This is a genomic window from Nocardioides sp. Z13_37, from assembly GCF_058355585.1.
The window spans coordinates 25476-40502 of sequence record NZ_JBZGDV010000003.1 but is presented as its reverse complement, the minus strand read 5'-3'; the positions used below and the strand labels follow the sequence as shown (position 1 = coordinate 40502).

13 protein-coding genes and 1 pseudogene are annotated in these 15027 nt (G+C 69.0%); 5 read left to right on the top strand and 9 right to left on the bottom strand.

What is annotated here, in order from left to right:
- Positions 1-175 precede the first annotated feature (175 nt).
- The 5 genes from AC4H2S_RS09840 to AC4H2S_RS09820 form a co-directional block, all read right to left on the bottom strand.
- Positions 176-1651 carry a phospholipase D-like domain-containing protein gene (locus AC4H2S_RS09840; protein WP_491496796.1) on the bottom strand — a complete coding sequence of 492 codons (1476 nt, stop codon included), beginning with the start codon at positions 1649-1651 and terminating at the stop codon, positions 176-178.
- Positions 1652-1927: 276 nt separating this feature from the next.
- Complete coding sequence (locus tag AC4H2S_RS09835) at positions 1928-4708, bottom strand: Ig-like domain repeat protein (protein WP_491496795.1); 2781 nt, start codon at positions 4706-4708, stop codon at positions 1928-1930.
- Between the two features lie 392 nt (positions 4709-5100).
- Complete coding sequence (locus AC4H2S_RS09830; RefSeq protein WP_491496794.1) at positions 5101-5589, bottom strand: SRPBCC domain-containing protein; 489 nt, start codon at positions 5587-5589, stop codon at positions 5101-5103.
- Positions 5590-5597: 8 nt separating this feature from the next.
- Positions 5598-6245, bottom strand: a complete 648-nt coding sequence (locus AC4H2S_RS09825) for a dihydrofolate reductase family protein (RefSeq protein WP_491496793.1) — start codon at positions 6243-6245, stop codon at positions 5598-5600.
- A 1-nt stretch (position 6246) separates the two neighbouring features.
- On the bottom strand, positions 6247-6585 hold the full coding sequence (locus tag AC4H2S_RS09820) for an ArsR/SmtB family transcription factor (protein ID WP_491496792.1): 339 nt from the start codon (positions 6583-6585) through the stop codon (positions 6247-6249).
- A gap of 318 nt (positions 6586-6903) precedes the next feature.
- Between AC4H2S_RS09820 and AC4H2S_RS09815 the strand changes: the two genes are divergently transcribed.
- The 4 genes from AC4H2S_RS09815 (at position 6904) to AC4H2S_RS09800 (ending at position 9391) form a co-directional block, all read left to right on the top strand.
- A complete protein-coding gene (locus AC4H2S_RS09815) occupies positions 6904-7299 on the top strand; it encodes a hypothetical protein (protein ID WP_491496791.1) in 396 nt (131 codons plus the stop codon).
- Positions 7296-8222, top strand: a complete 927-nt coding sequence (locus tag AC4H2S_RS09810; protein WP_491496790.1) for a hypothetical protein — start codon at positions 7296-7298, stop codon at positions 8220-8222. The genes AC4H2S_RS09815 and AC4H2S_RS09810 overlap by 4 nt, the downstream gene beginning before the upstream one ends.
- A 141-nt stretch (positions 8223-8363) precedes the next feature.
- Complete coding sequence (locus AC4H2S_RS09805; protein ID WP_491496789.1) at positions 8364-8642, top strand: hypothetical protein; 279 nt, start codon at positions 8364-8366, stop codon at positions 8640-8642.
- A gap of 170 nt (positions 8643-8812) precedes the next feature.
- The gene (locus tag AC4H2S_RS09800; protein ID WP_491496788.1) at positions 8813-9391 is read left to right on the top strand and encodes a hypothetical protein; all 579 of its coding nucleotides are present in this window, start codon (positions 8813-8815) and stop codon (positions 9389-9391) included.
- A 132-nt stretch (positions 9392-9523) separates the two neighbouring features.
- Here AC4H2S_RS09800 and AC4H2S_RS09795 read toward each other — a convergent pair whose 3' ends face one another.
- The 3 genes from AC4H2S_RS09795 to AC4H2S_RS09785 form a co-directional block, all read right to left on the bottom strand.
- Complete coding sequence (locus AC4H2S_RS09795; RefSeq protein WP_491496787.1) at positions 9524-10450, bottom strand: hypothetical protein; 927 nt, start codon at positions 10448-10450, stop codon at positions 9524-9526.
- A complete protein-coding gene (locus AC4H2S_RS09790; RefSeq protein ID WP_491496786.1) occupies positions 10414-10896 on the bottom strand; it encodes a hypothetical protein in 483 nt (160 codons plus the stop codon). The genes AC4H2S_RS09795 and AC4H2S_RS09790 overlap by 37 nt, the downstream gene beginning before the upstream one ends.
- A 467-nt stretch (positions 10897-11363) precedes the next feature.
- Positions 11364-11690 carry a nuclear transport factor 2 family protein gene (locus AC4H2S_RS09785; protein ID WP_491496785.1) on the bottom strand — a complete coding sequence of 109 codons (327 nt, stop codon included), beginning with the start codon at positions 11688-11690 and terminating at the stop codon, positions 11364-11366.
- A gap of 1235 nt (positions 11691-12925) precedes the next feature.
- Here AC4H2S_RS09785 and AC4H2S_RS09780 point away from each other — a divergent pair.
- Positions 12926-13597, top strand: a pseudogene (locus AC4H2S_RS09780) (transposase); the annotation flags it as partial.
- A gap of 105 nt (positions 13598-13702) precedes the next feature.
- Here the strand turns inward: AC4H2S_RS09780 and AC4H2S_RS09775 are convergent.
- Positions 13703-15001, bottom strand: coding sequence for an MFS transporter (locus AC4H2S_RS09775; protein ID WP_491496784.1), 1299 nt, complete (start codon positions 14999-15001; stop codon positions 13703-13705).
- Positions 15002-15027 lie beyond the last annotated feature (26 nt).

Here is a 15027-nt window from a genome sequence, read left to right as displayed (position 1 = left end):
TTCAGGGCCGTCCCACCGCCTCTGGGGGGGGGATCCGTGCCTCGGCGGGAGGTCGAGGCACGGGGGACACGGTGATGGACCCAGCGGAACGCGGCCGCTCACACCCTCAGCGCCCTGCCGGCCCGGGGTGTTACGGGCCGGCAGCACCTTTTTTCCGTGGGTCCGGACCGCAGGCTCAGTCGGCCTCCCAGTAGGGGCCCGGGCGGTAGGGGTCCGGCTCGATCGTGGTGACCGGCCGACGCTCCGTGCGCCAGACCGTGCGCCACGTGCCGTCGGGGTTGCGCACCTTGGTGGAGACTCGGAAGTTGAGGTAGGTCGTGGTGTAGGCGTTGCGCGAGTTGCGCTTGTTCTTCCACTGGTAGTCGAAGTTCTTGAGGTACTTCCGAGCCAGCCGCTTGCCCTGGACGGTGAAGAGGAGCTCGTCGTTGCCCGGGCTCAGGCTGGCCCAGTTGGACGAGCCGGTGAGCACCATGTGGGTGTTGGGCACGCCGTTGTAGGTGCCCTGGACGACCAGGTACTTCTGGTGGCTGTAGTAGCTCAGGATCAGGTCGTCCTTGCCGTCCTTGTTGAGGTCGTAGTTGTCGTCGGGGTTGAAGTCGAGCCCGGTCGAGCGCAGCGGGATCCGGCCCCGGGGCGTGGGCGCGCCGATGACACGCTTGGTGTGGTAGCCGATCAGCCCGTAGCTGACCCGCACCTTGCAGCCCTCGATGTGCTTCTGCCGGATCGCCGCGGCGAGGTAGTCGCCCCGCTTGCCCCGCATGGTGTGCATCGACAGCGCCAGCCGGGTGCGCTTCTGACCGCCTGCGCCGTCCGGGGTCAGGCACTGCACCTTGCCCAGCATGTCGAGGATCAGGTCGTTCCTGGGCCCCGACGGCTTGGGCATGATCCACGCGGTGTGCTTGTCGACCGAGTCGTCGCACACGCCGAGCCGCGGCGTCCCGCAGAAGAACTGCGGGGGCTGGCGGGTGTCGTGGTCCTTCTTCATGTCGTTGAACAGCCGCACGAACTGCCGGAACAGCTCGTGGTCACCGGAGGTGAAGTAGAGGTCGTTCCACTGGTGGATGTTGGCGTTCTGGGTCATGTTGGCCGAGCCGACGGCCAGCACGTCCTTCGAGCGGCCGGCGCGGGAGAACGAGTAGAACTTGGTGTGCATGTTGTTGTACTCGTTCTTCTTGCTCCGGCACCCGGCCTGGCAGCGGTAGATGAAGCTGCTGCTGCTGCGCTTGGCGCCGATCTCGCGCCGGATGGCCCGCATCGCCTTGGTGTACTGGTGGTCGTTGAGGAGCATCTGCACCTTCACGCCGCGACGGTGGGCGGCGATGAGCGCCCTCGCGACCGGCATCCGGTCGAACGAGTAGACCGCGATCCTGATCGTCGACCCCTTGGGCGTGTTCCGGATCGTGTTGATCACCCGGCGCTCGATCCGGTAGTGCCCCTTCCTCAGGTGGGGGTCGTTGAAGAACGGACCCTGCGGCGCCTTCCACTTCTTCCGCCTGGCGTGCGCCTTCTGGCTCTCCTGAGCAACCGGGGCGGCCGCCCGGGTTGCCGTGGATCCCGGACTCCCTCCGGGAGCCGCAGCCGCGGCGGGCACCACGGCCTCGGGGGTGCCCAGCACCAGCGCCAGGGTGAGCAGGACCAACAACCTCGACACGTACACGCCTTCCTGACCGCCACCGTCGTGGCGTCGTCACGCTCGGGCCCCGTCCCCACGTCGCTGCGCGAGCGCGGTCGGAGCAGGTCGACCGGGCCCACGAGGTTCGCAGACCCGGTCCTGTCCGACAAAGAAGACGACGCCCGGGCGCGGAAAGTTGCGAGCCAGCCGCAGGTCAACGCCGCGCTCGGGAGGTGCCGGAAGCCGGGCGGCATCCCTGTGCCGCCCGGCCTCCTGCGTCCGGACCCTCGTCCTCCCGGGCGGAGCGGCGGGCCCTCAGCGGGTGATCCGCAGACGGACCCTGTTGGTGCCCTCGGAGCTCCTCACAGTGAGGCGCGCCGATCGGCCTGACGCACGCGGCCGGATCGAGGCCACCCAGTGGGTGATGCCACCTCGGCGACCGGCCACCGTGAAGCCGGACGTCTTGACGGCACCCGAGTGGCGCAGGCGCGGGAGCTCGGTCGACATCACGTGCAGGTTGCTCCGCTTGCCGCGTCGCAGCGTCCACGTGGAGCCGTCCCGCTCGGAGCGCGCGACCCACACGTCGAGGGCGACGTAGGTCGCGCTCGTCGTGGTGGTGTTGCCCGCCGCGTCCGTGACGGTCGCGGTGGAGGTGATCGACCCGAAGGGCCCGCCCGCCGTGGTCACCTTGCACGACGCCAGCCCGGAGAGACCGTCGGCGCCCCGGCACTGCGGGATGCGCGAACGACCCTTGTAGGTCCGCCCGTCGCTGACTCGTGAGAGTCCGGCGGTCGGAGCGGTCAGGTCGATGTTGACGGGGCCGGCCGTCACCACCGCGACGCCACCGTCGTCAGCGGTGACCGTGCGGCTGACGTACTGGGCCGCACCTTCCTGCGAGAGCACCACCGGAGCCGGGCACGACGTCACGTCGGGACCGCACGAGAACGTCACCGTCACCGGGCCGGAGTACCAGCCCTGGCCCCCGTTGCCACTCACACGCGTGGTGACCACCGGCGCCCTGCGCGCCGTGGAGGCGGCGGACGGCTCGTGGTCGGCGTCACCGTCGTACGCCGCGCCGACGACCGAGCCACCGTCGTTGGAGGTGCCCTCGAGCACGGCCGTGCCGTTCACGAGCGGCGCGGAGCCGACCTCGACGCCGTCGAGGAGGAACCGGACCGACCCGGTCGGTTCACCCACGCCGGTCACGGTCGCCGTCAACCTGCCGGGGGCCGCGGACACGGTCGTGGCGGTGGAGGCCTTGGCGACCAGGAAGGAGGCCACGTCGGATCCGGAGGCGTAGCCACCCGAGGCGGACGTGTAGGAGGCGCGCACCGAGTGCAGGCCAGCGTGGACGCCGGTGACGTCGGGCCGGGTCGCCGTGCCCGAGGGCCCGACTGCCACCGGGGCACCCAGGGGGTCGCCGTCGAGGCCGAACTGCACTGCGCCGTCCACCGGCCCGGCCGGCGAGGTGACCGACGAGGAGATCGGCACGTCGTCGCCGAAGGTGATCCCGGAGATCGGCTCGACGCTCACGGTCGTGGCGTTGGCGACGGCGGTGAGCGCCGCTGACCCGGAGACCGAGCCGACCGACGCGCTCACCCGGAAGGCACCGGCCGTCGTGGGACTGCAGGTCGCGACAGGGCACGGAGTCGCAGTGCCACCGGACACGGGGGCCAGGGAGACGCTCGCCTGGGCGGTGACGTCACCGAGGTCGTTGCCGTAGAGGTCCTGGCCGACCACGACGTAGGCCCTGTCCTGACCGATCGGGACGGTGGCGTTGTCCGGGGAGACGACGAGTCGTGCCAGGTCGGCGGAGACCACCTCGAGGTCCGCGGTGTCGACCACGGCGGTGCCGTTGGCGCCAGGGGTGCTGGCCGAGACGGCGTAGGCCCCGGCCACCTCGACGCGGCACACGCCGCTGGGGCAGGCCACGTTGTCGCCGCCGGGACCGGAGGTCGTGACGAGGGAGTCGTCGGTGATGTCACCGAGGTCGTTGCCGAAGTTGTCCGTGCCGGTGACGGTGTACGCCACCTGCGTGCCGGCGCTCGCCGTGGAGTCTGCCGGGGTGAGCTCGATGGTCGTGGCCTGGCCGGCGACGACCGAGAAGGTGCGGGTTCGGGGGAATCCGGCGTAGGTGCCGGTCACCGTGTAGGTGCCGATCGCCGTGGCCGAGCAGGCGTCAGCCGTGCAGGTCGCGCCCGTTCCGACCCCGTTGGGCGAGATCGTCAGGGACTGGGGGGTGGCCCCGGCGGTGACCGCACCGTCGGTGACGGTCATGGTCACCGGGTTGGCCACTCCTGCCGCCACCGAGGGAGCGCCGAGCTGCAGGTCCACGTCGGTGATCGGGGACGCGTAGGTGACGGTGAGGTGCGGGGCAACGCCTGCCGTGCTCACCGCGACGGACCCGCCGACGGGCATGAGGGACGAGCCGCCGCCTCCGCCGTTGCCGACGCCGATGGACGAGCCGCCGCCGCCGCCGCCGCCGAACAGGCCGCCGCCGCCGCCGGCACCGTAGGAGGCGCCACCGTTGCCTCCGACGCCCAGGCCACCCGCGGTCGCCCCGCTGCCGCCGGCGCCGCCGGCGGTCTGGGTGCCGCCTTGGCCGGGCCCGCCGGTGGCGCCGGCGCCGGCCAGGCCGGTGGAGCCGTTGAGACCGGCGTTGCCGCCGCTCGACCCGGACACGTCGGCACCGCCACCGCCGCCGGCGACCACGATCCTGGACTCCAGCGTCCCCGCGTCGTTGCGCGACACCGACCGCAGGTCGGTGGCACCACCGCCACCGCCTGTGCTGGCATCACCATTAGGGCTGCCGCCGCCGTTGAAGCCGGCTGCCGAACTTCCTCCGTTGCCGCCCACCTCGACGAAGTAGGTGGCCCCGGGCGAGACGGCCACCGATCCCGCGACGACCGCACCGCGGCCGCCGCCTGCCGCCCCGCCGCCCGATGCACCGACCGCCTGGACGTCGACGGAGGTGACTCCGTCGGGCACTACCAACGTCTGCTCACCGTTGGTGAAGCCGTAGACGAGCGAGCAGCTGAAGGCGTTGCCCGTCAGGGTGCAGTCCTCGGCCGGATTGGCCGCGTGGGCCGGGGCCACGGGGCCGACGAGGGCAAGCGCCGTGACAGGGAGCACCAGAGCCGTCGCGGAGCCCAGCCAGTGGCGCTTCCGTGATGAGGGCTGGGTGGGATGGGTTCGCATGCTCCCCATACGAGACGCTGATGGTTGAGCATTCAGCCGAACCGTGCGCTCGTTACTCTGGTGTTGCCGTCCTGTGGATTGCTCGTGTCAGTCATCTCACGCCTTGGCGGCCAGACCCGCGACGAGCTGCACCTCGCGATCGTCGCCTGGATCGAAACCACGTACAACCGCCACTGTCGCCAGCGGGCATCGGCGAGCTCACCCCGGTCGGTCGAACCCGCACTCACCTCGTGGTCGCGACCTGCTACCTGCTCGGGGTGAGCACCCGACGCATGGAACGGCTGGTGCTGTCAACGCCGCCGGGTTCCGCGCTGATGACCAGCGACGTGACGACCCAAGACGTCGAGCAGACCACGGCTGCCCTTCTCCCGGTTGAGCCCATCCGCCCAGAACTGGTCGAAGAAGACACCGTGTTCGACGTGGGTGAACCAAGTGCCGTCGTGGGTCGGCTCGAACTCGTACGACGCCACGGACGTCGACATGTGCGCACCGTCGATCCACATGTCGTAGGTCGTGACGATCCGCACGTGCGCGACGATGTCGGTGTAGGTGGCCTCGTAGCGAGACACCGGTCCGTCGTGGAACCTGCCCTCGGCGACGTCGCGGCCGCCGACGCGGAAGTCGAAGGCCCACTCGCCGGATTCGTAGGTGTCGCCGGTGCCGAACCACGCGAACTTCTGATCCTCCTCGGCGAAGGCCGCCCAGACGTCCTCGATCGGTGCGGGGTAGTCGCGGGTGAGGGTGAAGCCGGCGCGCGCCAGTCGTCGTACGGTCTCCATGGGCCGCTCTACCGCGCGAAGGTGACGTGGATGGTGCCGCTCTCGGAAACCTCGGACGTCACGCGGTGAGTGAGCTCGAGGCCTCGCAAGTCGTCCCAGAGGCGCTCCCCCCTGCCGAGCACGATCGGGGCGATCATCACGTGGAGCTCGTCGACCAGTCCGGCACGCAGGAAGGCGCGTGCCGTGCTCACACCTCCACCGATCCGGACGTCCTGTCCGGCGGCAGCTTCGGTGGCCTCGGCGAGGACCTGTTCGATCGGCTCGCTGCGGAAGTGGAAAGTCGTACCGCCCTGCATGGCGATGGGGTCTCGCGGTGCGGTGTGGGTGAGCACGTAGACCGGCGTGCCGAACGGCGGCTCGTCGCCCCACCAGCCTCTCCAGCTCGGATCGTCGGGGTACGAGTGCAGCCCGAACATTGCCGCGCCCATGATCTCGGCGCCGATGCCCTCGTGGTGTCGGGCGGCGTGCCTGTCGTCGAGCCCGTCAGTGCCGGCGCCGGTCGTGTCGCCGAGCACGTGCTCGCGGAACGTGCGGGTGGCGCCGTATGTGGCCGTGAGCCGCGCCCAGTCCTCGCCCATCGGGTTCTTGGTGGTGTCGTCGGTCGTCGCGGAGCGGCCGTCGAGCGAGCTGAAGAGGTCGATGCGAACGCGGGTCATGTCAGGTCTCCTTGAGAGCGGGGCGGGTCAGGTGGATGCCAAGGCGATCGGCCTGGTGCTCGGCGTGGGTGCGCTGATCGCCCAGCCAGAGGTGCAGGACGTCAAGTCCGCCTGGTCGCAGGCTCACCGTGCGAACCCGACCGTGCTTCTCCGAGGTCACGACCCCTGCGTCCTCGAGGATGCGGAGGTGCTGCATGAGCGAGGGCAGGGCCATCGCGAACGGTGCCGCAAGCTCAGACACGACCGCCGGAGAGGTCGCCAGACGCTCCACGACCGCGCGGCGCGTGGGATCCGCCAGGGCGCGGAGCACGGTGTCGATCTCGTCGTGATACTTAGTCATTTACCTAACGATAGAGGAGCCCGTCGGAGATCGTCAACCAACGGCCCGGCAGCGCCGCATCGGGGCCGGACAGCTGAGATGGGACTGGCCCTGGTCGTGGTGGTCCTGGTAACCGGCTGCGGCCCGCCGGGGTCACCGAGGCCTCCTGCCGCGGCCCGGTGTCCGGCCGTGGCGTCCCACCGCGAGACTGCCGCAGCTCGCCGATCGTGTGAGCGCGCCGCCACCCCTCCGATAGGCTCATCGCACAACTGCAGGTGGTGGGCCGATGCCCCGGTTCCGGGACGCACTGGCAACTGGAGCCCGCAGCGACGGCGGGTGGTGACCGATGACCTCGCGCCCGAGCACGGCACGGTCTCTTCTGCACTCACGGTCTTGCTGTTCCTTCGGCCCTCTGTGATCTCGTTCGTCTGGTCGCCCGGCAAGGGGTTGCCGGCGGGCACCGGAGGCTCTGAGAACGTCACGGTCCGCCAGGTCCGTGAGCCCAACCGGCGTGGCCCCGACGCGCGCGTGTTGACGGTGGGTGTCGGGGAGTCCGACGGCCGTGACGACTTCGACGACGTGCCGTTCCACTCCGTCGCAACCCTGGGCGAGGTGAGTCGTCTCGACGACACCCTGGTCTTCGTCAGCGACGCGCACCCGTGGCGACGCGACACCCGGCCTACCAGATCCTCCACGTGCCTCCCCCGCTCCGCGACCATGAGCGGCTGGCGGTGACCGCCGGGACCCGCGACCGGACGCTGATCGCCACCAGTCGCTTCGCCGCGAGGCTGTGGTCGGACTTCCTCGACGTCAGCCTCGAGACCGTGCACGTGGTCTATCCGTTCGCGGAGCCGGCGTTCGCCGTCCAGGCCCGTCCGGACCACTCCGGCCCCACGCGGGTGCTGTACGCCGGCCGGCTGGCGCCGGAGAAGGGGATCTTCACCCTGCTCTCCATACTGCACACCGACCTGTTCGAACGTCCGCAGATGTCGGTCACCGTCACCCGCGCCGGGTCCGACAAGCCCCAGGGCGCGATCATCGAGCAGATGCTCGCCACGAACCCGAGGCGCTGGCTCAAGGCATTGCCACCGCGCAGCTCCTCGGACCGGTGGCTCCCGACGTACGGAGACACGCGGGCCAGGCCTTCACCGTCTCCGACTCGGTCGACAGCCTGCTCGACGTACTCCGAGCAACGCCGGCCTCGACCCCGTGGGCCGTCATCCGGGACCTCGAAGCCCTGGCCGCGCTGCCCTCCCTGGCCCCTCCGCACGAGCGATCAAGCCAGGACGACCTTCCGACCGGGGTCTAGCCCGAACCCGTGCCCGCCCGTCCCCGCACCACCTACCAGCAGGAAGAACATCATGTCGGCTTCGTACCCAGCTTCCAGCTCCGCTTCCGCCCCCGAGACGACCTCCAGGACGCCGTCAGGCACGACGTCGGCGACGACCGCTGCGATGCCTTCCGAGAGGAGGCGCCCACACGGCAACGCATCGGACGTCCGCTACCTCGAGGAGGCGCGCGACGCGCTCGGGCCGATCATGACCGCGAGCCGGGGCACCGCCATCTCCGGGCGCAGCCACCATGTGCGTGAGCTGGCTCGTCTGGCGCTGGCCGAGCAGACCGACCAGCTCGCCGCGATCACGGCAGCGCCGAGATGATCCCTGGCGCCAACCCAGCGGCGCGGTCCATCGCTGAGCAAGCCATCCACGCACACGACCGACGCCTGGCCGCCCTCACCCTTCTCTTCCCGCCCAACACGCCGCGGCCGTGAGAGTCAGCGCCCAGCAGTCACCAACCTGATGGCCGGGTACATCTCGAGGGCCGCGAACGCGGTCGACGCACTGGCCGGACTCACCGTCGCCGGGGCGAACCTGTGCGTGGCGGTGCTGCAGGTGGTCCGCAAGATCGGCGACGACATCGAGGGGAAGCCCATCCGCCCCCGACCTCTGGACGAAGCACGTTCGACCCTCTTCCTCGAAAGTAAAGACAAGCCCCGGCTCCACCAGGAGACTGGGGTCGCGCCCATTTCGGACAGTGCGCTCGTGCGGGGGCTCGGATTGAGCCCCGTACGAGCGTGACCATCACGGTCCTGGCTCGTTGCACCGGAGAGACCCGAGGGCAACACAACCGGTGTCGGCAACCCGACTTGGCGCGCCAACACCCGGGGAACCCTCTCTTGGGACCGGAACGGCCACTGAGCCGTTCCCCACGATTCGCAACACGCAAGCCAACAACTGAAGGGCAAGACATGCACAAGCGCAACATCATCACCGGCCTCCTCCTCGCGGGAGCGCTCGTCATCGGTGGCACGGGCGGCGCAGTCGCCGGTGACCTCATCGGCAGCAAGGACATCCGTGACGGCTCGATCAAGGTGAAGGACATCGCCCCCGGCGCGGTCGAGAAGTTCACCGCCTCCGCCAAGGGTGAGCGCGGCCCGGTCGGCCCCAAGGGCGCGGATGGCAAGGACGGTGCCAAGGGTGACCCCGGCAACGCGCTCGTCGGTGCGACGTACCGCACGCTGACCTACACCAACGGCGGTGGCGGATCGGCCACCGTGGCGTGTGACGACGACCCGACGGTCTCCCAGACCTACACCGCCATCGCGGGCGGCGTGCAGGGCGGCAACGTGGACACGCAGGACGACGGCTTCGTGGTGAACTCGTCGTTCCCCGGTCGCATGAACTGGGACACCGGCACCCCGCGTCCGGGTCGCCTCGACGGCTGGATCGTCCTGGGCAACGGTGAGTACACCAGCACGCTGACCGTCTGGGCGCTCTGTGTCCCCAACACCAGCATCACCGTGGACAACGGGACCATCAACAACTGACACCGGTCATCACGTCCGGGCTTCGGGGAATCTCCCCGAAGGCTCGGGCGCGACAACCTCCTTCGGGGACGGACCGAGGACCGGTGGGCCGCGCCCACCGTCTGAGAGGAGTTCCGCGGGAGAGTTCTCCTCTCACCCAGCAGGGCCCCGGCGCCACGCCATGGCGCCGGGGCCCTGCTGCTTGTCCGCCACACCTGTTGGAGGGGCGGCGAAACGTCTGGACCCCAAGGGGGGGCTCACCCTTTCGCCTGGCGATGAGTTGGTCGCACCTCGTGACGTCGCTGACACAGCAACATCCGGTCTGCCGAGATGCGCGCTGGATGTCAATGGCTCGGTCGCGCCCAGGAACCGGAATGGGACGTGCTCGGTGTGGACCTCAGCGCTCGCATTGCCTGTAGCGCTCGGCCTTGCAGTGGTCGCGACCCTCGCCGCCGTCGGCAAAGTCCCTGCCGCGTCCCCGAGGAGCACGTCCTCGCCGCGGCGGCCCTGAAGGCGGTCGTTGCCGCCGCTGCCGCGAAGCTTGTCCTTCCCGGCGCTGCCAGTCAGGAGGTCTTTGCCGGGTCCGCCGGCCATCGTCGAGGTGGGCGTGCAGCCGTAGTCGAACCGGTCCCACACCTGGTCACCCGACACCGTCGCGAGGTGGTCGTGACCGGCTCCGCCGCGCACCTTCACGTAGCAACCGTTGCCCGACAGCTCGTTGTCGTTCCTGTTGCCGGCGAGCGTCACCTCTGGTGCCATCAGGAGCGCATCCTCGACACCAGTCACGGTCGTGAGCACGACCTCTGAGTACTCACCGTTCTCGCCGTAGACCCGGTCGCTGCGCAGCGCTCCCCGTGCGAGGTTGAGGTCGAGCGCACCGTTGGGGCTGGCGAAGACCAGTCGGTCCTTGCCGCTGCCGGCGTCGATACGGGGCCTGGCGTGATCCGAATGCGGGAGCGTGTCGGTGAAACGGATCTCGTCGTCACCGCCGTACGTCTCCACGGTGACCTGCGGGGCGGAGGCGAACGTGTCGAAGCGGAAGGTCACCTCGTCGTCGCCGTCGGTCCCTCGGTAGTCCACGGAGCTGGGCCCGGTTCGCCGGACCCGCCGGGCCACGTCGTCGCGACGTCAGCAGCCTCGAAGGAGGAGAGACCGATCGTCTTGTCGATGTTCTGGCCGACCTCGCGGATGGTGCCTGCGGCCATGTCGATCGACGCTGCCGCATCCTGCGTGAAGTCGACCACGACCACGTCCCGGCCTGCCCCGCCCACGAGCTCGGCATGGTTTGCCAGGTGGCCGACCACCACGACATCGTCGCCCTGACCTGCATCCACGGTGGTCTGGCCGATGGTCGTGACGCAGATGAGGTCGTCGCCGCCAAGAGCCGACACGGTCGTCGCGGGGCCCGTGACGATCACGTCCCGGCCCTCGGTGCCGGTGAGGGTCGGGTCGGTCCCGACGATCGTTGCGGGCTCGCCCCGGCAGGTCTCGACCGCCGCTGCGGCCGGGTTGCCGAGGATGGCCACCGGCGCGAGCATGGCCAAGCCCAGCAGGCCGGCGACTGTCAGAGTGGTCCTGTGCATCATTCCCCCGTAGATGTGGTGCGTATCAACGGACCCGTGGGACGCGCCGGCCACACCAATAGTTGTGGCGGGGGTCGCAGCCGGGCGCACGAACTGCTGGCAAGGTGCTGGCAGACCGATCCGGAGGGATGGAAAGAGGCCGTCCCGGTTGTCCGGAACGGCCCCTAACCTGCGGTTCTCTCGGTCGGGGTGACAGTGTGCTGGCTCAGGACATCGGAAACCCATGTCTCAAGACATAGGAAACCTCATGCTGGCCGGTGTCGAATGCAAGGTTGGTCGGGACCGTCACCCTGCGACACAACGGCCGGCGGCACCACATGGGCATCGGACGAACCCACGCCGCAACCTACGTCCGGCTCCTGACGTCGGGACCGCGCCACGTCACCCCACTCAAAGCGGGTGGCCACCGTTCAGAAGAATCCCACAACGCGGGTCAGCTTCCCGTGCCCACCGACTTCGCAGAAGTCCGTGCCCATGCGGCCGATTCGACTACCAGGGAGCACTCGTCGCCAGCGAAACATGATCACGTTGTTGTGCGATTGGACTGGACCGTCGATCTCCAGCTGCGAGTCCGGTAGCACGCGCTGGACCTCCGAGATGTGAGCCGCCAGCTCCCGTCGCCCGCGAATGGCGATGGCCGGGTCCATGTAGATGGCGGACGCGTCCCAGCAGACAGTCAACGCGACGAGACGGGAATCAACATCGGCGTCGTTCCACGCGCCCAGGTATGACGCCACGAGCGCCTCGCTGTGAGCCCCTTCTCTCGTCTTGTCACCCGGTCCCATAGGTTCGTCCCCCATCCTGAGCGCGGATCGTGGGCACTGCGAGCCCGCGGCCCACCCGCGCCTCGGCGGAGAATCCGTGGTTGTGAGGTTCGTCCTCAAACCCGGACCCGGTCTCGGCCGAACACGACGCACCAGCCGTCCGTCCCAGGCGGGCGCCTCCCGATGCTGTCTGGTGGCCACGCTGCCGGTACGTGCTGCGCGCACCGGGCGCTACCGGCGCCATTGTCCGACTGCTGCCTGTCATGTACCGTATGGTACAGCGCCGTGCGGCAGTGCGCCATCTCGTCGTGAAACGCCGTTGAAGACTGCTCGAAAGGCGATGGCTCTTGTTTGCTCGGTCCCTGACACGTTCTGCCGGAGCGCGGAGCCCAACGGCATCACGTACGTCACGGCCGACGAGTTCGCGCGGGGACCAATCGTCCGTCCTCCAGGCCGACACCGTGGTGTCGGCTGGGCCCGGAGCGCGCTCCGGCTCTGCACCCCGACCGGCGATCAGAGGCCCACACCGTGGCGCACCTTCTGGCTACCGAGCCGGGGTGCCGCGAAGAGCTTGTCCGGTCGCATCGACCATTCGGGTGCTTCTACCAATGACCTGTGAGCGGAGTAGAGATGCCAGATTCTCCTGCGATTCTCGCGCAGACTCCAGAACCCCCATACACGGCCGTCATCTTCACGTCAGTCCGAAGCCACGGTGACAACGGCTATGCGGCGATGGCCTCGCGGATGGGCGTTCTAGCGTCACAGCAACCGGGCTATCTAGGGATGGAGTCAGCTCGGGAGACGCTAGGAATCACCGTCTCATACTGGACTACCGATTCGGCCGCCGCGTCGTGGAAAGGGGTAGCGGAGCACATCATTGCTCAACAACGAGGCCGTAACGCCTGGTACCTCGACTACCGGGTGCGAGTATGTACCGTCACGCGTTCATACGGCGCCCCGGAATCCCCTGGGCCGTGACCCTCGCCGCTCATGGCCCCATGACGAGGGCCGTACGGCCGCCCGCTGCACCGGGTGCGGTTGGTTCTCCGACTTCGGCAGACGAAACACATGCGCGGGAGTCAGTGGTCGGTTCGGCTGTGCTTCGAGCGGTTCGCACGCGGATGGATGCGGTTGGTAGGCAAGCATGGGGGCACTCATCACGGCTGCTTCTTGCCTGCAGAGGGGGCCAGTGACCAGGCGGCCACTGACTCTCGAAGTCCCAAGTCAGCAGGATGGCAGCTGGCCTGGACTCGATCGTCGAGGACTTCCGCCACCGCCCCCTCACCGACGCGGGCCCGTTCACATTCGTCACCGCCGACGCGCTCACGATGAAGGTCCGCGAAGGCGGCCGCGTCATCAACGCGGTAGCGCTGCTGGCCACCGGAGTCAACGGCAATGGCCACCGAGAAGTGCTCGGGATGCGCGTAGCCACCGCTGAAACCGGGGCAGCGTGGAACGAGCTTCTCGCCGACCTCGTCGCCCGCGGCCTGTCCGGTGTCCGGTTGGTGACCTCCGATGCCCACGCCGGCCTACGAGAAGCGATCGCAACCAACCGGGCCGGCGCCGCCTGGCAGCGCTGCCACACCCACTACGCCTTCAACCTGATGGGCGTCACCCCGAAGGCGATGCCGCCCGGGGTGAAAGCGATGCTGCACTCGGTCTACGACCAGCCCGACGCCGCCGCGGTCCACGCCCAGATCTTCCCCGATCGCGACGCCGTCGTCCGCCTCGTCGGCGCCGTTCTGGCCGAGCAAGCCGACGAAGGGACCGAAGGCCGCCGCTACCTCGGACTCGACGTCCTCGCCCGCTCACGCATGAACCTCGTGCCCACCGCCGAACCCGAGATCGGAGCCGACGACCTGCCCACATTGACCGCCTGACCCCTCACCAAGGAGCACGCTGCGTCACACCACTATCCGGGACTTGACCGCGGTCAGTTCATTGCTGTGGGAACGACGTCGCCGCATCGGCGAGTGCACTGCCTGCTACTCCAGTAGCAGGCCACGCTCCGGACCGCCCGGAATCTCATCTGAGCCGTCGGCCGCGTGATCACCAGTAGCGTCTAGCGCCAAGCTCCCCCGTCTCCCGGCGAATCGCACCGTGAGACCGACAGCCCACACCGTGGCAGCGGCAAACACAACGCGCACACCCCAGGCCTCAGCCGCGAGGCCGGCGAAGGCCGCAGAGACGGGCAAGACGCCCCAACTGACCGTCCGCGACGCTGCATAGACACGTCCAAGCTGATCTTGAGGTGTCAGTCGCTGTCGGATCGTCGTAACGATGATTCGCCACACGCTCGATCCGGCACCTGCGACGACCACCCCGACCGCGACGACTGCGATCCCGCCACCGAGCGCCATAGGAAGCGCGAGCATGGCGGTGCCAACGCAGTCCAGCAAGAGCAGGTTTCCCGCGTGGATCCGCGTGCTCAGCCAGTCGGTGAGAACCGATGCAAGAATGCCGCCGACCGCCATGCCGGTCAGGAGCATCCCGTAGGACGTCGCACTGAGCCCTAGGTGCTCCGGATGCGAGACGTAGACGACGAGCAGCGCGGTGACGGCGCCCCAGACGATGTTCATGCCGGCGGTGAAGAGTGTCAGCGTCCTGATAACAGGCTCGTTCCAAACGAAACGCAGACCGTCGAGGAGGCCCTTCGCCCGCAGGAGGGACCGCGGTGCGCTTGACCTGTCCGTTGCTGTGTCGAGTCGACGACGCGTGGTGCGATGAACCACCGCTATCGCGGCGAGTCCGTAGAGCACGCCACTGAGTCCAGCGACGCCTACGAGACTCCCGAGAGCGACGAGCGCCGCCAGCGCTGGGCCCATCAGCTGGTTGGTTGTGTTGATGGTCGCCTCGACGCGACCGTTGGCGCGCCCAAGCTCGGTGGGTTCCACCACCCTAGGGACACTTGACGTCAGTGCCGTGTCGATCAGTGTCTCAGCGGCGCCCAGGATGGCGGCTGCCGCAATCAGGATCCACAGGTGCAGCCCTCCGGCGAAGGAGAGCGCCGAAAGCGCTGCAAGCGTGAGCGCTCGCGCAAGGTTCACGCTGACGAAGAGAGCAGCGCGCGGCACTCTGTCCACCAGCCAGCCCGCGTGAAGCCCGAACACCGGCCATGCAGCCGTGAGGGCGGCCGTCACCGCCGCCACTCCCCCGGCGCCGGCGCCGGTCTGCAGCGCTAGGACTGGAAGCAGGAACAGGACCATTCCGTCGGCGAGATTTGCGGCTCCCGTTGCGGCCCACAGTCGATTGAACGATGAACCCAGTCCGCCGATGCGGCCCATTACTAACCTTTCAAACACCTATGACT

Excerpts from the sequence above, each read along its gene's own strand:
- AC4H2S_RS09830 (WP_491496794.1), bottom strand. The coding sequence starts at position 5,589 with ATGGAGACCGTACGACGACTGGCGCGCGCCGGCTTCACCCTCACCCGC.
- AC4H2S_RS09825 (WP_491496793.1), bottom strand. The coding sequence starts at position 6,245 with ATGACCCGCGTTCGCATCGACCTCTTCAGCTCGCTCGACGGCCGCTCC.
- AC4H2S_RS09820 (WP_491496792.1), bottom strand. The coding sequence starts at position 6,585 with ATGACTAAGTATCACGACGAGATCGACACCGTGCTCCGCGCCCTGGCG.
- AC4H2S_RS09805 (WP_491496789.1), top strand. The coding sequence starts at position 8,364 with ATGGCCGGGTACATCTCGAGGGCCGCGAACGCGGTCGACGCACTGGCC.
- AC4H2S_RS09800 (WP_491496788.1), top strand. The coding sequence starts at position 8,813 with ATGCACAAGCGCAACATCATCACCGGCCTCCTCCTCGCGGGAGCGCTC.
- AC4H2S_RS09775 (WP_491496784.1), bottom strand. The coding sequence starts at position 15,001 with ATGGGCCGCATCGGCGGACTGGGTTCATCGTTCAATCGACTGTGGGCC.